The 17,199-nt window shown below is 59.1% G+C and carries 16 protein-coding genes and 1 tRNA gene; 10 read left to right on the forward strand and 7 right to left on the reverse strand.

Annotated elements, in window-relative coordinates; translation table 11 throughout:
* Positions 1–32 precede the first annotated feature (32 nt).
* From C2U30_RS20105 to galE, 9 genes are all read left to right on the forward strand, one after another.
* Complete coding sequence (locus C2U30_RS20105) at positions 33–1,289, forward strand: SAM-dependent methyltransferase (RefSeq protein WP_010673324.1); 1,257 nt, start codon at positions 33–35, stop codon at positions 1,287–1,289.
* A gap of 2 nt (positions 1,290–1,291) precedes the next feature.
* Positions 1,292–1,771, forward strand: coding sequence for a DUF2878 domain-containing protein (locus tag C2U30_RS20110; RefSeq protein ID WP_010673325.1), 480 nt, complete (start codon positions 1,292–1,294; stop codon positions 1,769–1,771).
* Positions 1,768–1,986, forward strand: coding sequence for a TIGR02450 family Trp-rich protein (locus C2U30_RS20115; RefSeq protein ID WP_010673326.1), 219 nt, complete (start codon positions 1,768–1,770; stop codon positions 1,984–1,986). The genes C2U30_RS20110 and C2U30_RS20115 overlap by 4 nt, the downstream gene beginning before the upstream one ends.
* A complete protein-coding gene (locus tag C2U30_RS20120; RefSeq protein ID WP_069651764.1) occupies positions 1,943–2,485 on the forward strand; it encodes a chalcone isomerase family protein in 543 nt (180 codons plus the stop codon). The genes C2U30_RS20115 and C2U30_RS20120 overlap by 44 nt, the downstream gene beginning before the upstream one ends.
* 11 nt (positions 2,486–2,496) lie before the next feature.
* Positions 2,497–3,039: a DUF3833 domain-containing protein gene (locus C2U30_RS20125; RefSeq protein WP_103244407.1), complete on the forward strand. Its 543-nt coding sequence runs from the start codon at positions 2,497–2,499 to the stop codon at positions 3,037–3,039.
* Between the two features lie 131 nt (positions 3,040–3,170).
* The gene (locus C2U30_RS20130; protein WP_010673329.1) at positions 3,171–3,638 is read left to right on the forward strand and encodes a Dps family protein; all 468 of its coding nucleotides are present in this window, start codon (positions 3,171–3,173) and stop codon (positions 3,636–3,638) included.
* A 236-nt stretch (positions 3,639–3,874) separates the two neighbouring features.
* Positions 3,875–5,524: a hydroxylamine reductase gene (gene hcp / locus C2U30_RS20135; RefSeq protein ID WP_103244739.1), complete on the forward strand. Its 1,650-nt coding sequence runs from the start codon at positions 3,875–3,877 to the stop codon at positions 5,522–5,524.
* Positions 5,525–5,624: 100 nt separating this feature from the next.
* Entirely contained in the window at positions 5,625–6,644 is a 1,020-nt protein-coding gene (locus tag C2U30_RS20140; RefSeq protein WP_041211254.1) for a hybrid-cluster NAD(P)-dependent oxidoreductase, read from the forward strand.
* Between the two features lie 85 nt (positions 6,645–6,729).
* Positions 6,730–7,755 (forward strand): UDP-glucose 4-epimerase GalE, encoded by a 1,026-nt coding sequence (gene galE, locus C2U30_RS20145; RefSeq protein ID WP_041211255.1) that lies wholly within the window; start codon positions 6,730–6,732, stop codon positions 7,753–7,755.
* A 174-nt stretch (positions 7,756–7,929) separates the two neighbouring features.
* On the opposite strand, the gene C2U30_RS20150 is transcribed toward galE, so the two are convergent.
* Complete coding sequence (locus tag C2U30_RS20150) at positions 7,930–8,679, reverse strand: DsbA family protein (RefSeq protein ID WP_039041345.1); 750 nt, start codon at positions 8,677–8,679, stop codon at positions 7,930–7,932.
* A gap of 198 nt (positions 8,680–8,877) precedes the next feature.
* On the opposite strand from C2U30_RS20150, the gene C2U30_RS20155 reads away from it, so the two are divergent.
* Positions 8,878–8,965 (forward strand) — tRNA-Ser (locus tag C2U30_RS20155).
* Positions 8,966–9,059: 94 nt separating this feature from the next.
* Here C2U30_RS20155 and C2U30_RS20160 read toward each other — a convergent pair.
* From C2U30_RS20160 to C2U30_RS20185, 6 genes are all read right to left on the reverse strand, one after another.
* Positions 9,060–9,755 carry a family 16 glycosylhydrolase gene (locus C2U30_RS20160; protein WP_080560416.1) on the reverse strand — a complete coding sequence of 232 codons (696 nt, stop codon included), beginning with the start codon at positions 9,753–9,755 and terminating at the stop codon, positions 9,060–9,062.
* Between the two features lie 240 nt (positions 9,756–9,995).
* Positions 9,996–10,307 carry a PTS lactose/cellobiose transporter subunit IIA gene (locus C2U30_RS20165; protein WP_010673336.1) on the reverse strand — a complete coding sequence of 104 codons (312 nt, stop codon included), beginning with the start codon at positions 10,305–10,307 and terminating at the stop codon, positions 9,996–9,998.
* A 10-nt stretch (positions 10,308–10,317) separates the two neighbouring features.
* Complete coding sequence (locus tag C2U30_RS20170) at positions 10,318–11,697, reverse strand: glycoside hydrolase family 1 protein (protein ID WP_102948832.1); 1,380 nt, start codon at positions 11,695–11,697, stop codon at positions 10,318–10,320.
* A gap of 57 nt (positions 11,698–11,754) precedes the next feature.
* Positions 11,755–13,107 carry a PTS sugar transporter subunit IIC gene (locus C2U30_RS20175; protein WP_103244408.1) on the reverse strand — a complete coding sequence of 451 codons (1,353 nt, stop codon included), beginning with the start codon at positions 13,105–13,107 and terminating at the stop codon, positions 11,755–11,757.
* A 27-nt stretch (positions 13,108–13,134) separates the two neighbouring features.
* Positions 13,135–13,440: a PTS sugar transporter subunit IIB gene (locus C2U30_RS20180; RefSeq protein ID WP_010673339.1), complete on the reverse strand. Its 306-nt coding sequence runs from the start codon at positions 13,438–13,440 to the stop codon at positions 13,135–13,137.
* An 891-nt stretch (positions 13,441–14,331) separates the two neighbouring features.
* The gene (locus C2U30_RS20185) at positions 14,332–16,683 is read right to left on the reverse strand and encodes a glycoside hydrolase family 9 protein (RefSeq protein WP_324761741.1); all 2,352 of its coding nucleotides are present in this window, start codon (positions 16,681–16,683) and stop codon (positions 14,332–14,334) included.
* Positions 16,684–17,199: the final 516 nt, after the last annotated feature.

Below are 17,199 nucleotides of genomic sequence, written 5' to 3' on the forward strand. Positions count from 1 at the left end.
ACCCCACTCTTGACCCATTCGGAGAGCTGCTAATGGAACTTGCTCAATCAACCCTCTCTGCCTCTTTCATCGACAAGGGGGCCAAGCAACTGCTGCTCAAATTGCTGGCGCGCCTTGAGCAGGGCCAGCTGGTGCTCCACGACGGCAGCGAGTGCCACCGTTTCGGCAAGGCGGGCAGCGACCTGCATGCCGAGCTGGTGGTGCAGGATCCGGCGTTTTATCGCCGCCTGCTGCTGGGAGGGAGCATCGCCGCAGGAGAGACCTGGGTGGAGGGTCTCTGGACCAGCCCGGAGCCGGTGGCACTGGTGCGCTTGCTAGCCCGCAATCTGCCGCTGCTCGACGCCCTGGAACGGCGCCTCGGCTGGCTCAGCTTCCCGTTCAACAAGGTGCGCCACTGGTTCAATCGCAATACCCTGACCGGTTCGCGCGCGAACATCGCCGCCCACTATGACCTTGGCAACACCCTCTATCAGGGCTTTCTCGACGATCACATGCAGTATTCGAGCGCCATCTATCCCCACCCGGATGCCACCCTGGAGGAGGGGCAGCAGGCCAAGCTGCGCACCATCTGCGAGCGGCTTGAGCTTGGGCCGGACGACCACCTGCTGGAGATAGGCACCGGCTGGGGCGGTCTTGCCGTCTATGCGGCCCGTCACTACGGCTGCCGGGTCACCACCACTACCATCTCCCGGGCCCAGCACGACTATGCCAAGGCGTGGATCGAGCGGGAGGGGCTGGGGGATCGCATCACCTTGCTGCTGGAGGATTACCGCAAGCTGGAGGGACGCTATGACAAGCTGGTCTCCATCGAGATGATCGAGGCGGTGGGGCACGCCTTCCTGCCTGACTATTTCCGCCAGTTGTCGCGCCTGCTCAAGCCCGGCGGACGCCTGCTGATCCAGGCCATCACCATCGCCGATCAGCGCCACGCCCAGTATCTGCGCGGGGTGGACTTCATCCAGCGCTACATCTTCCCGGGAGGCTGCCTGCCTTGCGTCTCCCAGATGGCGGGTCTGCTGGCGCGGGAGACCGACATGCAGCTGGTACGGCTGCACGATCACGGCCACCACTATGCCCGCACCCTGGCCCACTGGTGCGAACGCTTCCTGGCGCTGGCCCCGGAGCTGCCCAAACTCGGTTACAGCCAGGATTTCATCCGGCTCTGGCACTTCTACTTCGCCTACTGTGAAGGGGGATTCTGGGAGCGGGCCATCAGCCTGGTGCAACTGGAGGCTGCCAAGCCGGGGCCCCATGGCTGGTCCGGGGACTTGCCGGCAAGCGGTCGCTGATCATGTGGCAGTGGGCCCACCTGCTGGGATTCAACCTCTACTGGTTGCTGGCGGTGACATGGCAGCAACCGGGCCCGCTGCTCGGGATGCTGCTGCTCCATTTCATCTTCTCCCCCCGCCGTGGGCAGGACTGGCGCCTCATCCCGGTCGCCCTGGCAGGCTGCCTGCTCGACATCCTGCTCTGGCGCCTCGGCCTGTTTCACTTTCCGTCCGGTTTTCCGCTCTGGCTGTTGCTGCTCTGGTGCGGTTTCGCCCTGACCCTCTCCCACGGCCTTCCCTGGCTTCGCCCCTTGCCGCGCTGGCAACAGGGGCTGTTCGGCATGGTGGGGGGCGCCTCCTCCTATATGGCGGGGGCCGCCATGGGGGCAGTAAACTTACCCTGGGGCATCTGGACAAGCGCAGTGCTGCTGGCGGTGATCTGGATGTGGTGGTTACCCGTACTCCTGTGGGTAACGGTCAAGCTGGAGGGTGAGACGAGATGAACACCTTTTCGACCGACACCTTGTTGTTTTCCAAGTGGACCAGGGATGGCCAGTGCGAGCTGGCCGAGCGTTTCTACCTGGTGGTGGCCTGCCAGCGCGATGCCCAGGGGCATCTGGCGAGTGTGGTGATGCAGGATATCAACACCCTGCAGGAACAGGAGATGGACTGGCATGAACTGGAGGATCCCGCCCGTTGGCACATGGGGTGGAACTAGCCTGCTGCTGGCGGCCTTGAGCCTGCCACTGTTTGCGACCGCCCAGAGCGTTGCCGCCCCCTGGCAGGGGCTGCGCACCGTGGGACAGGGGGAGATGCGCTGGCTCTGGTTCAAGCTCTATGACGCCACCCTCTACAGCGAGAGCGGCCGCTATCAGCCGGGGCGCTACCCGCAGGCCCTCAGCATTACCTACGCGAGGGCCATCGAGCGCCAGGATTTGCTGGAGGCGACCGCCGCCGAGTGGCAGCGGCTCGGCCTTGGCAGCGAGAGTGAGCGCCAACGCTGGCTGGCTCGACTGGCCACGCTCTGGCCGGATGTCGCCCCCGGCGACAAGCTGGTTTTTTATGTGGACGAGCAGGGGGCGGGCCACTTCTGGTTGCGAGATCGCCTCCTTGGATCTCTATATGATCCCGCCTTCGCCCCCGCGTTTCTTGCTATCTGGCTGACTGACGACAGCCGGGATCCCGCTCTGACCCGCCGCCTGCGCGGCCAATCCTGATGGAGTATTCCATGAAGTTCTCTTCTTGGTGGCGTCTTGCCTGGTTGCTGCCCCTGCTGTGGCTCTCTGGTTGCGGCGCGGGTCTTGACGATTATCGCGGCTCCCGGCCGGGTTGGGATCTCGCCCGTTTCTTCAATGGCAAGCTGGTGGCCCATGGCCTGGTGACGGACCGCAGCGGCGAAGTGACCAGTCGCTTTCGGGTCGAGATGCAGGGGCACTGGCGAGAGGGCAAGGGGGAGCTGTTCGAGCAGTTCTACTTTGATGATGGCCGTCGGCAGACCCGCACCTGGTTCTTGAGCAAGGGGGCGGATGGCCACTGGCGCGGCACGGCTTCAGACGTGGTGGGGGAGGCGGTAGGCAAGACAGCGGGCTTTGCCCTCAATTGGCGTTATCAACTCGATCTGGCTCTGCCGGATGAGAGCGTGGTGAGGGTGAGCTTTGATGACTGGATGTATCTGCTGGACGACGACCGCCTGATCAACCGCGCGAAGATCAGCAAGTTCGGCATTCATCTCGGCGAGGTGATCCTCTATATCGAACGGCTTGAGCAATGAAAGCCGGTGCATTTTTTTGCCGACGATAGCCATTGGCTATGGATCGGTAAGGCACGGACGATTGTCCTTTGAGTCTGCTTCTGGATAAGCTGACTCCGTTCCCGATAATGCTTACCACCTGGAGGTGAATCATGAAGAGCCCCATTGGTCTTGATACCGTTCAATCACAAGCCCTGGCCGCCGAGCTCAACAAGCTGCTGGCCAGCTACCAGATCCTCTACATGAACGTCCGTGGCTTCCACTGGAACATCCGCGGCAACCAGTTCTTCGAGCTGCACCTGAAATTCGAAGAGATCTACAACGACCTGCTGCTGAAAGTCGATGCCCTGGCCGAACGCATTCTGACCCTGGATGGGGTGCCCCTGCACAGCTTCAGCGACTACATCCAGGTGTCCGCCATCCCCGAGCAGAAGGGGTTGCATGACGGTCGTGCCTGCGTGGAATCCCTGCTGGCGAGCTTCCGCGAACTGCTGGTTGCCCAGCGCCGCATCCTGGGTCAGGCCGCCGATGCCGGTGATGAAGGGACTGCGTCCATCCTCTCCGACTATGTGCAGCAGCAGGAGAAACTGGTCTGGATGCTGCGCGCCTATCTGGCCTGATGAACCTGGGGCCGGCTGCCCATGCCCCGGCCCGTATCATTGCCCCTGTTGTTGCAAACCCGAGTTGTCTCTCCTTGATTTCCCACCCGCTTGCCGCCCGATTTGGGCGGCTTTTTTCTATTTGATCTGCATCAATGAAATGTTAATTGGTAAATTGAATGCCTATTAAGTTTTCCAGGAGGGGAATAGAATCGCCACAAAACAGATAACTGAAATGTCCAATTAGGAGAGACATGATGTTTTGTGTGCAATGTGAACAGACTATTCGTACCCCGGCAGGCAATGGCTGCGCCTATGCACAAGGCATGTGCGGCAAGACGGCGGAAACTTCCGACCTGCAAGATGTGCTGATCTATACCCTGCAAGGGCTCAGCGCCTGGGCCCTGGCGGCCCGCGAGCACGGCATCGTCGACAGCGAAATAGACGCTTTCGTGCCCAAGGCGTTCTTTGCCACCCTCACCAACGTCAACTTCGACTCCGCTCGCATCGTCGCCTACGTCAACCAGGCGCTGGCCTATCGCCAGCAACTGGCCGCCAAGCTGGCACCGCTGGCGGTGCAGGCCGACACACTGCCCGCCGCGGCCAGCTTCGAGCCGGGTGCCGATCTGCTGGCCCAGCTTGCCCAGGCGCCGCAGACCGCGGTCAACCGGGGCAAGAACGAGGTCAACGAAGACATCATGGGGCTGCGCCTGCTCTGCCTCTACGGCCTCAAGGGTGCCGCCGCCTACATGGAGCACGCCCGGGTGCTGGATCAGCAGGATGCCGGGGTAGCCGCCGAATTCCATCGCATCATGAGCTGGCTCGGTACGGATCCCTGCGATCTGGATCCGCTGTTCAAGTGCGCCATGGAGATTGGCCTGCTCAACTTCAAGATCATGGAGATGCTGGATCTCGGTGAAACCACCGCCTTCGGCCACCCCGAGCCGACCCAGGTTCGCGTCACTCCGGTTCCGGGCAAGTGCATCCTGGTCTCCGGTCACGACATGGTGGATCTCAAGCTCATCCTGGAGCAGACCAGGGGCACTGGCATCAACGTCTACACCCATGGCGAGATGCTGCCGGCCCTGGCCTACCCCTTCTTCAAGCAGTACCCGCACCTGGTGGGTAACTATGGCTCCGCCTGGCAGAACCAGCAGAAGGAGTTTGCCAACTTCCCGGGCGCCGTGGTGATGACCTCCAACTGCATCATCGACCCGAACGTGGGCAACTACAGCGATCGCATCTTCACCCGCTCCATCGTCGGCTGGCCTGGGGTCACCCACCTGGAAGGGGAAGATTTCTCCGCCGTGATCGCCAAGGCGCAAGCGCTGGAAGGCTTCAAGCACGTTGAGCTCGAGCACTTCATCACCATCGGTTTTGCCCGCAACGCCCTGATGCAGGCCGCTCCTGCGGTGATCGACAAGGTCAAGGCTGGCGAAATCAGCCACTTCTTCCTGGTGGGGGGATGTGACGGTGACCGTGCCGAGCGCGCTTACTACACCGAGTTTGCCAAGGCGATCCCGCAGGACAGCCTGCTGCTGACCCTGGGCTGCGGCAAGTACAAGTTCAACAAGCTCGATTTCGGCGACATCGGTGGCATTCCCCGTCTGCTGGACGTGGGTCAGTGCAACGATGCCTACTCTGCCATCCAGCTGGCCCTGGCGCTCGCCGACGCGTTCGAGTGCGGCGTCAACGATCTGCCCCTGACCCTGGTACTCTCCTGGTTCGAGCAAAAAGCCATCGTCATTTTGCTCACCCTGCTTGCACTCGGCGTGAAGGACATCCGCACCGGCCCGACCGCCCCGGCCTTCCTCACCCCTGCCCTGCTCAAGGTGCTGGAGGAGCAGTTCGGCCTGAAAGGAACCACCACAGCAGACGCGGATCTCGCCGAGATCCTGGCGGCCTGAGCAAAGATACAGCCTTACACGCTCAGCATGTTGTAAGCCTTTGGCGAGCCTGATGGCTCGCCTTTTTTCAACGCTATTTCCGAGCAAGAGGAGCCTTGCGATGACCTCCACCTCTTTGAGCCTGCGCTGTATAGCCCGCCGGGCAGAGACCCACGATGTGGCGAGCTGGCAATTTGAACCCCTGGCTGGCGACCTGCCCTCCGTGCTGGCTGGCCAGTGCGTCACCCTGCACACGATGATTGACGGCCAGCCCCACTGCCGCGCCTACACCCTCTCCTCCAGCCCGCAGGATCCTTTCTGGCAGGTCACCATCAAGGATGTGGGGCTGGTCTCTCACCATCTGCACCAGAGCCTGCAAGTGGGGGACGAGATCCGGGTAGACGGCCCCTTCGGCGATTTCCACCTGACCGCTTTGCCCTGCGAGCGGCCGCTGCTGCTCAGCGCCGGCTCCGGCATCACCCCCATGTGGGCCATGCTGCGCGACGAGCTGGCCAAACGGCCGGATGCAGACATTCGCTTTATTCACAGCGCCAGAACCCCCGGGGATGTGATCTTCGCAAGGGAACTGGCTTCGCTGGCCGAGGCTCATGCCGGTGTGCGCCATGCTTTAGTGCTGGAGAAAGTAGGGGAAGAGGCGCCAACGGCTCATCCCTGGGTTGGCCGGCTCACACCGGGGATGCTCAAGGAACTGGCGCCGGATCTCTTGAGCCGCCATGTCTATCTGTGTGGCCCAGCCCCCTACATGACCGCCGTCTGCACCATGCTGGCGGAGCTGGGACTGCCGGCAGCACAGTTGCACCAGGAGTCATTCGGTCTGCCTGCTGTTACATCGGGCGCGGCGCCAGTTGCGGCCGATAGCGACCACTTCTGGCTGACCCTGAAAAAGAGCGGCAAGAAGGTGAAGATACTGCCTGGCCAGACCCTGCTGGCGGCACTGGAGGGGGCGGGGGAGACCATGATGGCCGCTTGCCGCGCCGGGGTGTGCGGCGCCTGTCGCTGCACCACGGAAGGCGAAATCGAGCGCCAGAGCGTGATGACCCTGAGCGCGCAGGACCTCGAGAACGGGGTGGCGCTGGCCTGTTCCTGCACCGCCAGAGGGGATGTGAGCCTGGAGTATTGACGGGCGTCATTGGTATCCCGAGCTTTTCCCGGGCGGGTCGTGCGGGTAGACTCAACCCCAGTTTCAGCAAAGTACGGGATAAAAAATGACAATTCTGGTGACGGGGGGAGCCGGTTACATCGGTTCCCACACCCTGGTCGAGCTGCTTGGTACCGGGCAGCAGGTCGTAGTACTGGACAACCTCTCCAACGCTTCCCCCGAGTCTCTCAAGCGGGTCGAGCGGATCACCGGCAAGCCGGTCACCTTCGTGGAAGGGGACATTCTGGACAGAGCCTGCCTGCAACGGCTGTTTGCCACCCACAAGATTGAGTCGGTGATCCACTTCGCCGGCCTCAAGGCGGTGGGGGAATCCGGCCAGATCCCGCTCACCTACTATCAGAACAACGTGACCGGCACCCTGGTGCTGTGCGAAGAGATGGCCAGGGCCGGCGTGTTCCGGCTGGTGTTCAGCTCCTCGGCCACCGTCTATGGGGATCCGGCCTCGGTACCCCTGCGGGAAGATTTCCCCACCAGCGCCACCAACCCCTATGGCCGCTCCAAGCTGATGGTTGAAGAGATCCTGCGTGACCTCTCCAAATCCGATCCTCGCTGGGCCATCGTGCTGCTGCGCTACTTCAACCCGGTGGGGGCTCACGAGAGCGGCCTCATCGGTGAAGATCCCAACGGCATCCCCAACAACCTGCTGCCTTACATCAGTCAGGTCGGCGTGGGCAAGCTCAAGGAGCTGGGGGTCTTTGGCAACGACTATCCGACCCCGGACGGCACCGGGGTGCGCGACTATATCCACGTGGTGGATCTCGCCATCGGTCACCTCAAAGCGTTGGCCCGCATCAAGAGTGATACCGGCGTCTTCACCTATAACCTCGGCACCGGTCAGGGCTATTCCGTGCTGGAGATGGTCAAGGCGTTCGAGGCAGCCAGTGGCCGTGCCATTCCCTACCAGATCAAGCCCCGTCGCCCCGGCGATATTGCCGAGTGCTGGGCTGAACCGGCTCTGGCCCGTGACGAGCTGGGCTGGCAGGCTGAGCGGGGTCTGGAGCAGATGATGATCGATACCTGGCGCTGGCAAAGCCAGAATCCGAACGGTTATGGCCCTGCTGCGAAGCCGTGATCACGGGTCATGGGCTGCTCGGGAACCTCATTTATTCATATAGACTCGGGTCCCAGCGCTGCTCTTCGCCTTGCTGACAGCTTCTTGCGACGGCCCATCAGGCCTGATGGTTTGCAGCCTGAACAGCAAAACGCCCCGGCATGCCGGGGCGTTTTTTCATGCACAACGCGCGGGTTACTGAATGCTCTTGCCGGCGCGGACATCCTTGATGATAGCCTTGAGGCTGGCCAGATCCCGCGGTGCGCCGCGCAGGATCTGATCGCCGATGATAAAGGCCGGGGTACCGGAAATGGCCATGGCTTCGGCCAGCGCCCGGTTGGTACCCAGATTCTGATCGATGCTGCCGTCCTTGATCTTCGCCTCGACCTTGCTCCAGTCCACGCCGGCGGCCCTGGCGACGTCTTTCACCTGGGCTTCGTCGGAAAGGGGTCCCTGATGGGCGTACAGCTTGTCGTGGAAGGCCTGGTATTTGTCGGGCTGGCCGAGCTTCACCGCCAGCGCCGCGCGGGCGGCGTAGTAGGAAGTTTCGCTCAGGATGGGGAACTGCTTGTAGATGTAGCGGATCTCCTTGTCCTCAGAGAGCAGTTGCTGAATGAGGGGATGAGCGCGCTTGCAGTAGCCGCAGTTGTAGTCGAAGAACTCCACCACCGTCAGGCTGCCCTTGGGATTGCCGCTCTCGGGATCCTGGTTGGCGAAGAGCTGCTTGGCATGGGCTTCTATCAGCGTCTTGTCGTTCTCGGCCTGCTGGCTCTCCTGCTTGGCACGCAGGGCGTTGGACATCTCGACCAGGATCTCCGGATTCTTGACCAGATAGTCGCGCACGATCTGCTCGACATCGCTCTTGGTCAGCTCGCTCGCCTGAACGGGCGCCGCAAGCAGGGTCGCGCCGGTCAGGGCGGCGAACAGGGCATGTTTGATTCTCATAAGTCCATCTTGCTGGGGATGTGGTAGTGGCCCCTATAGTGGGTGAGTCTGTTTTCAAGTCAAGCCATCCGCTTGAAAAAGCACGGTTTGCAGCGGTTTTGCCGGTTTTGTGCGCCAGATAGCCCAATAAATGGGCAAACAAACGGAGTGGGGATTTACAAGGGCTGGGGGCATGGGTAATATGCGTCGCACTGCTGCGGAGGGGTGGCAGAGCGGCTGAATGCACCGGTCTTGAAAACCGGCGATGGGCGACCATCCGTGGGTTCAAATCCCACCTCCTCCGCCATCTATATAGCCCAACTGATTTATTCAGTTGGGCTTTTTTGTGTCTTCGGTTTTGGGTATGCCGCCGTGTGCCCGGATTTAGTTGACCATCGCGATCACTCCCAGGGCGTCACATTGGCGTACTTGTATTTGGCGTAGACGGGCTGGCCGTTGTAGGAACTGGGCGGGAAGCTCGGGTTGGCGCTGATCCAGTTATTCACAAACGTCTGCATCCAGCTGGTGACGGGGCGGCTCTCGCGGCGCACGCTCACCCATTTGTTCTGGGTGCGGCTGAAGACCTGCCAGGTGACTCCCGCCTCGTCGATGTTGAAGGCGTAGCGCTCCATGTTCCAGATGGAGATACCGTACTTGCCCAGGTCGATGTCCTGGGGATACTGACGCCCCTGGATCCAGACGTTGGTATGGAGCAGGTTGGTGCCCCCCATCAGCTCGATGTCGACTTCATAGTGAGAGCTGGTGCCTGCATCTCCGGTATAGGTAAAGAAGGAGCTGATGGTGCCGGGCACCGATCCTGCCTGCATCTGCACCTCATAACGACCCTTGCGGGTGTAGTTGTAGGTTCGCAGCTCAGCACAGCTCTTGTTCCCTTTGTCGGATTTCGCATGGAGGATGGCCGTGCCGGACTCCATCCAGACGTTGGCGGCGCGCCAGGTGCAGTCGAATTCTGACCCGCCATTGCGCCAACCATCAGAGACCTGCCAATCCTGATTGCTCCACCACCATGCCGATGCCTGAGTGGAATATAATCCTCCCGCCATCAGCAATACTGACATCAGTCCAAGTTTACGCATATTATCCACATTCCTGTGTGTTTATTAATGAGTGTTTTATTGATGACTACAAGCAGCATCAGAATAGCCATAAACAGATATTGAAACTTATACTGGTATCGCGTCATGACAGTTTCATACTTTTGAAATTGCCTGAAAAAGGTATGAAAGACATGACGGCTGGCTGGTATAACCAGAATAAAAAAAGCCACCGTATATAACGGTGGCAAAAGCACGGACTCCCGATCCGATGAGTTAAAATCAGCTGGCTTGGCGGCGATAGATCTCGACCAGTTCGGTGGCCAGTTCGCGGCACAGAATGGAGGTCATCAGGTGATCCTGGGCATGTACCATGACCAGTGTCATCTTGGTCTTGCCTTCGCCCTCATCGGCTTCAATCAGTTTGGTTTGTACGGCATGGGCAGCCTTCCCCGCGTCGGTGGCCTGGAGCAGCAAGGCATCCGCTTCGCTGAACTGGCCAGCACGAGCCTGACGCAGGGCTTCGAAACAGAGACTGCGAGATTGGCCGGCATTGACGATGATGCCCATGACTGCTTCTTCAAGATCCATCATTTATGACTCCTTAAAATCCATTATTACGAGAGACGTTGGCGAACCATTCACCACTTTTCTTGACGGTGCGCTGCTGGCTTTCCAAATCAAGGCTGATGAATCCATAACGGTTCTTGTAGGCATTCATCCAGGACCAGTTGTCAATAAAGGTCCACAGGTGATAACCACGGCAATGACTTCCTTCGGCAATGGCGGTATGAATCCACTGGAGATGGCCGCGAATGAAGTCGATACGATAATCGTCTTTTACCTGACCATCTTCACCAATGAATCTGTGCTCCCCTTCGACACCCATACCATTTTCGGAGATATAGCTTGGGATATTTCCATAGTTATCTCGCAGGTTGATCAATATGTCATAAATACCGCGCTCATATATTTCCCAGCCGCGATAAGGGTTCATTTTGCGGCCTGGCATCTCGTAATTCTCGAAGAACCAGTCAGGCAGGAAAGGGGAGTCCGGGTTGATGGCCGTCATGCGTGCCTTCACTCGCCGCGGCTGGTAGTAGTTGATGCCGAGCAGATCGATCTTGCCGGCGGCCAGCAGTTCGCAGTCGCCGCTTTGCACAACTGGCATCTGATCGTGCTCGCGCAGGATATCGATCAGCTCCTGGGGATAAACCCCCTTCACCGCAGGATCGAGGAAGGCGCGGTTGAAGAACAGGTCGGCAATGAACGAGGCCTTCAAGTCTGCCGGGTTTGAAGAGCGCGGATAGGAGGGGGTCAGGTTCAGGACGATGCCGATCTGGCCGGGCAGGGAGAGTGTGCGATAACGCTTCACCGCCAGACTGTGGGCCAGCATCATGTGATAGGCCACCTGGGCTGCCCGTTTGAAGTCCATCTGGTTCGGGTAATGGAAGTCATACAGATACCCTCCTTCCACTACCACAACGGGTTCATTGAAGGTCATCCAGCAGGCGACGCGATCACCGAACAGTTTGAAGCAGAGCGCTGCGTACTCGGCATAGGCCGCCACGGTTTCGCGGCTCTCCCAGCCTCCCTGCTCCTGCCAGTACATCGGCATGTCGAAGTGGAACAGGCCGATGAAGGGTTTGATCCCCTTGGCCAGCAGCTCATCGATAACCTTGTTGTAGAAGTCGACGGCCTCCTGGTTGACGGTGTGGCCATCCGGCAGCAACCGGGCCCAGGAGATGGATGTGCGGAAGCTGTTGTGGCCAATCTGTTCCATCAATGCGATGTCTTCACGATAACGATCGTAGAAGGTGGAGGTGTTGGCCGGGCCAACCTGACCATGGAAACGGTGTGGCTCCGTCTCGAACCAGTGATCCCAGATGGTTGGTGCCTTGCCGCCCACATTGGCAGCCCCTTCCGATTGTGCGGCCGACGAGGCGCTACCCCACCAGAAGCCTTCGGGGAATGTATATTGCATTGCAGTTTCCTCTTGATGACCGGCGTGCAGGCGGCGTGGCGCCCGCACGCCTGGCGCTTACGCCTGACTCTGAATCGGTGTGATTGTGTCTGCTTTTTCTGATCTAGCGGCTTCTTCCGCTTCAGCCGTCTCGGCTTCCTGCTTGAGCAGGGTGCGTTCGTAAGCCCGCACGAAGGGGTAGTACATCAGGGCGGAGATCCCCATGCAGATGAAGCACATGATGACCGGACTGAAGGCCCAGTTGGTCGCCCAGGAGGCGCCGATGGGGGCCGGCGTGGTCCATGCGGTCAGCATCACGACCTTCTCAACCAGACCCAGATCCACCGCGAACCAGGCCAGGATGGCGTTGATCACCGGCACCAGGATGAAGGGCAGGAAGAAGACCGGGTTCATGATGATGGGAGCACCAAACAGGATCGGCTCGTTGATGTTGAAGAACCCGGGGACCACGCCCATTCGCCCTATGGTGCGCAGGTGCACGGCGCGGCTGCGCATCAGCAGGAATGCCAGTGGCAAGGTGGAGCCCACGCCGCCGATAAAGAGGAAATGATCCCAGAAACCGGGCAGGAAGGTGTGGGGAATGGCTTGGCCGGCGGCCAATGCGGCCTGGTTGCTGGCCAGGTTTGCCATCCAGAAGGGGTTCATGATGCCGGTGACGATCATGGTGCCGTGGATGCCGGCAAACCAGAGGATCTGGCACAACAGCACCGCCAGCAAGACGGCAGGCAGGCTGTCGGAAGCCGCCACCAGCGGTTTGAGCATGGCCATGATCGCCTCGGGCAGGATCATGCCAGTGGTTTCCTGCAGCAGCATGTTGAAGGGGTGCAGGGTCAGGATAATCGCCAGGACCGGGATCAGCACCTCGAAGGAGCGCGCCACTCCCATCGGCACCTGCTCGGGCAGACGGATGGTGATGTTGTTGCGCTTGAGCCAGGCGTAGACCTCGGTCGAATAGATGGCACAAATGAGAGCGGTAAAGATGCCCTGACCGGAGAAATACTGGGTGGAGATGGTGCCGTCTTTATATTGCGCCGCCACCAGCATGAACGACATCAGGGAGAGTAGACTTGTGGTGATGGGGTCCAGGGAGTATTGCTTGGCCAGGCTGGATGCGACGCCCACCGAAATGAAGACCGTCATCAGCCCCATGCTCATGTTGAAGGGCAACATGAGTTCGGCACGATAGGTGTTGGAAAAATCGAGCCAGGCTCTGGCAAAGCCCCAGGTGGTTTCGCTGGAGATGGGTGGGAAGATGAAGACCAGCATGAAGCTGCCGACGATCATGAACGGCAGCGCGGCAATAAAACCGTCACGGATGGCCAGAACATAGCGTTGCTGGCCCAGTTTTCCTGCCAATGGGCCGATCCGTTGTTCGATCAACTTGACCAGCATCCCATAGAGTGAACTCATAGTGTGTGTCCTTCCTTGTGAGCACGCTTAACCAATCAGGGAGAGGGCGTAGTCCAGCACCTTGTCGCCGCGCTGCATGCCGTAATCCATCATGTCGATAGGTTGTACCTTGATGCCGTGAGCCGCCGCCTTGGCTTGCAACTCCGGTTGCATGTACTTGATCTGCGGTCCCAGCAAGACCACCTGGTAATGGGGCATCTGGTCATCGAACTCCGATGCGCCAAAAGCCTTGATCTCGGCAGCCAGGCCCCGTTTTTCGGCTTCTACCAGCATTTTTTTCACCAGCAGGCTGGTGGACATCCCGGCAGAGCAGCACAACATGATTTTTTTCATGATCATTCCTCAGTTATTAAGCTGGGCTCACTATAGATCGATGCAACAATGTGGGAAATCGATTTCACGAATCGGATTTTGTAATTGTGATCGCGATCACTTGATGGATATCTGATATAAGGCATATAAAATAAAATATCGTTATTTATCATTTAGTTATAATTGTTTTTATGATGTGGTTTACGCCATGTTTATTCGACTTGGTATTTTGAAATATCGATTTCAAGTCTGTCGTGGTTTTCATGCTGCTCCTGCACTCCTGCACTCCTGCACTCCTGCACCCCTGCATGATGCAGGGGGCGCTTTCGGCATGGCGCCGATCCGGCGCCCATGCCAGCAATCCTGGATAACCGAGCCCATCGCCGTGCTCCTTCACCCTCTGGTGGCAGGGCGTCATGGTGGCGGCTAAGGGGCTCTGTACAGTGTCTTGCTCAGATGGCGGGCTCAGCCTGGGGTTTCCTTGTGGTTCTCGCTGAGGGTCACGAAACCCGATTCAGGAGCCGGGTATCCTGCTTTCCCGCCTTCTTCGCGCGCGGGGCACTGTAGAAGAGGCGGGGAGCGGGTGATGCCCAGATGGCGTCAGCAGATCTGATGGCACATGAGGGATCAAGTGGATGCGCAAATAAGGTGGCCAAGAGACGGACATGTAAAAGGCAGGGTTGCGAAGGTGCGGTCAGATGCAATGAAATGATCGATAAGAGAGGGTTCTGCTGCCGTCAGCCTCTGAATGATGACGGAAAAGGGAAAAGGGAAAAGGGAAAAGGGAAAAGGGAAAAGGGAAAAGGGAAACGTAAAGCGGAGGGTGGCGACCGGTGCGGGAGCTGTCCTGGGCAAGAACGGCAGGGGAGTAAAACAATGCTCCGTCACGGGGACGGAGCATTGGAAGGGTGATCAGCGGGTCAATCCACCTTCATCCAGTACGCTGACCGTCCAGAAGAAGGGGGCATTCCAGTTGACGGTGACCTCGTTCAGCGTCCAGGCACCAATCTCATCTTTCCAGCAGGTCTGGCCGGTACACTTGCCCTTGAGGGTGGAGGCAACGGGATCGCTGAAGTTGATGGAATTCGGTCCGCCCGAGAGTACACCAGGCGGAACCAGGGGAGACGCGGGGTCGATGGGGTGAGCCCAGAACCTGTGGTGCGGATTCTTCAGCGGACGGCTGCCGTAGCCCGACACATAGGACTGGTCGAGGGGGTTGCGGCCGAGCACATAGTCCATGGCATCGGACATGGCCTGCAGGTATTTGCGCTCTCCCGTGAAGTCATGGGCCAACCCGAGGAAGATGCTGCGGTTCATCAGGTTGGAGTTGGAGCCCCAGGGGTATTCGGTCGCCTGATAGGGGATAAGGTAACCCTCCGTCACCACGCTCTTCTGGTAGCCGTCAGCTGCGGCGATGATAGCGGCGCGTGCCTTCTCCACTTCCTGTTTGCCCAGTTTGTTAGGCACCATGGCCAGCGTGATGGTCCCTGCACTGCTGAGATCCTGCCAGTAGAGATCACCACTTGCGCTGCGATCCCCCTTGGGGGCAGCCAGATAGAGAGGGGACTGCTGGACGGCCTGCTTGTACTCGGCTTTGCCGGTGGTGGCAAACAGCTCGGCGGCAGCCCAGTAGAATTCGTCCTTCAGGTTGGTGTCATCATAGGGACCGGATCCCACAAAGTTGTCATAGGCATAGACGTCCGGATGGCGGTTGGCCGCCTTCCAGGCTCGTTCCGCTGCCTGCAGGCTGCGCTGTGCGAAGGCCGGATCCAGATCCTTCCATACGCGAGCGGACTGGGCGGCGGTGGCCGCCAGGTTCAGAGTCGCAGCCGTGCTGGGGTGGCTCAGGAAACGGGGTTGTGGATCCTTGTGGGGCGGGAGCGGCATCCCGGTCCAGGCTTCGTCGGCGACCTTGTGGAAGACCATGCCGGAGGCATCGATCTCGGTCAGTTTCAGGCTGTCGAGCTGCTTGGACTGATCGCCTACCGGCACCCAGGCCTTCTTGCCTTCGGGCACCTGCATGGCGAGGAAGAACTCCATCATCCAGCGGGACTCGTCCAGCAGATCGTTGTAGCCGTTGTGCTGTTCCGGGATCTTGACCTTGCCGTCGGCAAAGGCGTTCTTGTCACCCTCTTTCGCCAGCTGCTCCCGTTCATAAAGGTTCATCAAGGTCCATACCGAGATCCCCCCGTTGACCACGTACTTGCCCTGATCGCCGGCGTCGTACCAGCCGCCGGTCACATCCAGCATGAAGTCACAGCCAGGCCACTGGTTGCCCTTGGCGTCCTGCTTGTTGAAGCAGGTTACGTTCTCGGGCTTGTGTCCTGCCGGGCGAGCAAGGTCGGGGCGCTGGACATATTTGGCTTCGATGTCGATGCCGCTACGCTGCTGATAGAAGAAGGAGAGGGCATCGAATTTCATGGTGTGATAGATGTCATCGCCGATGCTGAACGGATGACTCTTCTGGCCGGCGACCTCCAGTACCAGGCCGGTGCCCGGGGTGGTGACCTGACTGAAGTCGGCAATCTGTACGTTCTCGCCGGATGCGGCATTCAGGCCAAAGGGCGTGGTCTTGCCTTCCGCGATGGTCTCACCCTGGGCATTGCGCAGGGTCCAGGGGAGCGAGTCCTTGCTGTCGGTGGCGATGGTCGCCCGTTTCAGAGCCTTGCTGAGATAGCCGACCTGGTTGACGCGCACGCTGCCCAGCTCCGATTTCTTGATCAAGGAGGGGCCCGATAGCGTGGCTTCACCGATACAGACAGTGGTCGGTGTCTGGGTGCCCATCTGAAGTTGGAACTGGGTCTTCTCGTCAGTGGCAGAAGGTGTGAACTGGATATCGAACGGTTTGGGCGTGCTGCCGAGGGCGAGGTCCTGCACCATGTAGTTGGTGTAGGGGGCGCCATCATGCTGGATCAGGGCCTTGACGTTGATGTCGCTCTTGGCCATGGCAGTGAAATGGAGTTTGTAGGTTTGCCCCTGCACCAGGCCGAGATTGGACTGACCCAGGATGACATCCCAGGGATTGGAGCCCGACTCGGTGAAGGTGATACAGCCCATCTGGTTCTCGGCGTTCAGGGTCCCCCCGGCCGTCCACCATCCATCGGTTCCCTGGAAGCCCCCATTGGTCAGCAATTCACCCACAGGCCCGGCAGATGCCGAGGAGGTACCTGAACCAGATGCCCCTGCGCTGGGCAGGGAGCAGCCATGCAAGCCAATGACGCAAGACATGGCAAGCGTCAGGGCACTAAGCCGAGATGTTTTCATTGTTACCCCTTTGATCACAGACGGAAATAATGGCGTCGATTTTCGCACTCACGCAGAAAATGACCGAGTCATCCTGCGGTCCGCATTTCACTGTCAAGATTCACACACAATCCCTGAGTGGAAATCGATTTCACAATTCAGGTAACAGTAAATTTTTTGGCAGATCAAGTTTGCTTTTATGAAATGTGATGGAGACGGCAAATTTTCGTTTATTGATATATTCATGCACTTGAATTGAATTCCATTGAATCCTTTCAACATTCCTCTGACTCCCCAGTCGTTTGGCCATATCGGTGTCGTTCCAGGCAGCTCATGCGGCAAATCAATGTGGTGGATTGCATTTAAATTATTGTTTTAATTTTATTTTGTTGATTTTCCTGACATGAGTCTACCCGTTCTCTCTGTTCCTTCCTGGGTATTCTGCTGATGATGCACGCCCCCGAGTTTGTGAGTTGCATCACTATTTTCTCTTTCTGCGGGATCTTTGTCATGGCATGACAAAGATACTGCTGGAAT

Source organism: Aeromonas sp. ASNIH5 (assembly GCF_002902865.1).
GTDB classification, from domain to species: Bacteria; Pseudomonadota; Gammaproteobacteria; order Enterobacterales; family Aeromonadaceae; genus Aeromonas; species Aeromonas caviae.

Excerpts from the sequence above, each read along its gene's own strand:
- C2U30_RS20105 (WP_010673324.1), top strand. The coding sequence starts at position 33 with ATGGAACTTGCTCAATCAACCCTCTCTGCCTCTTTCATCGACAAGGGG.
- C2U30_RS20110 (WP_010673325.1), top strand. The coding sequence starts at position 1,292 with ATGTGGCAGTGGGCCCACCTGCTGGGATTCAACCTCTACTGGTTGCTG.
- C2U30_RS20115 (WP_010673326.1), top strand. The coding sequence starts at position 1,768 with ATGAACACCTTTTCGACCGACACCTTGTTGTTTTCCAAGTGGACCAGG.
- C2U30_RS20120 (WP_069651764.1), top strand. The coding sequence starts at position 1,943 with ATGAACTGGAGGATCCCGCCCGTTGGCACATGGGGTGGAACTAGCCTG.
- C2U30_RS20125 (WP_103244407.1), top strand. The coding sequence starts at position 2,497 with ATGAAGTTCTCTTCTTGGTGGCGTCTTGCCTGGTTGCTGCCCCTGCTG.
- C2U30_RS20130 (WP_010673329.1), top strand. The coding sequence starts at position 3,171 with ATGAAGAGCCCCATTGGTCTTGATACCGTTCAATCACAAGCCCTGGCC.
- hcp (WP_103244739.1), top strand. The coding sequence starts at position 3,875 with ATGTTTTGTGTGCAATGTGAACAGACTATTCGTACCCCGGCAGGCAAT.
- C2U30_RS20140 (WP_041211254.1), top strand. The coding sequence starts at position 5,625 with ATGACCTCCACCTCTTTGAGCCTGCGCTGTATAGCCCGCCGGGCAGAG.
- galE (WP_041211255.1), top strand. The coding sequence starts at position 6,730 with ATGACAATTCTGGTGACGGGGGGAGCCGGTTACATCGGTTCCCACACC.
- C2U30_RS20150 (WP_039041345.1), bottom strand. The coding sequence starts at position 8,679 with ATGAGAATCAAACATGCCCTGTTCGCCGCCCTGACCGGCGCGACCCTG.
- C2U30_RS20160 (WP_080560416.1), bottom strand. The coding sequence starts at position 9,755 with ATGCGTAAACTTGGACTGATGTCAGTATTGCTGATGGCGGGAGGATTA.
- C2U30_RS20165 (WP_010673336.1), bottom strand. The coding sequence starts at position 10,307 with ATGATGGATCTTGAAGAAGCAGTCATGGGCATCATCGTCAATGCCGGC.
- C2U30_RS20170 (WP_102948832.1), bottom strand. The coding sequence starts at position 11,697 with ATGCAATATACATTCCCCGAAGGCTTCTGGTGGGGTAGCGCCTCGTCG.
- C2U30_RS20175 (WP_103244408.1), bottom strand. The coding sequence starts at position 13,107 with ATGAGTTCACTCTATGGGATGCTGGTCAAGTTGATCGAACAACGGATC.
- C2U30_RS20180 (WP_010673339.1), bottom strand. The coding sequence starts at position 13,440 with ATGAAAAAAATCATGTTGTGCTGCTCTGCCGGGATGTCCACCAGCCTG.
- C2U30_RS20185 (WP_324761741.1), bottom strand. The coding sequence starts at position 16,683 with ATGAAAACATCTCGGCTTAGTGCCCTGACGCTTGCCATGTCTTGCGTC.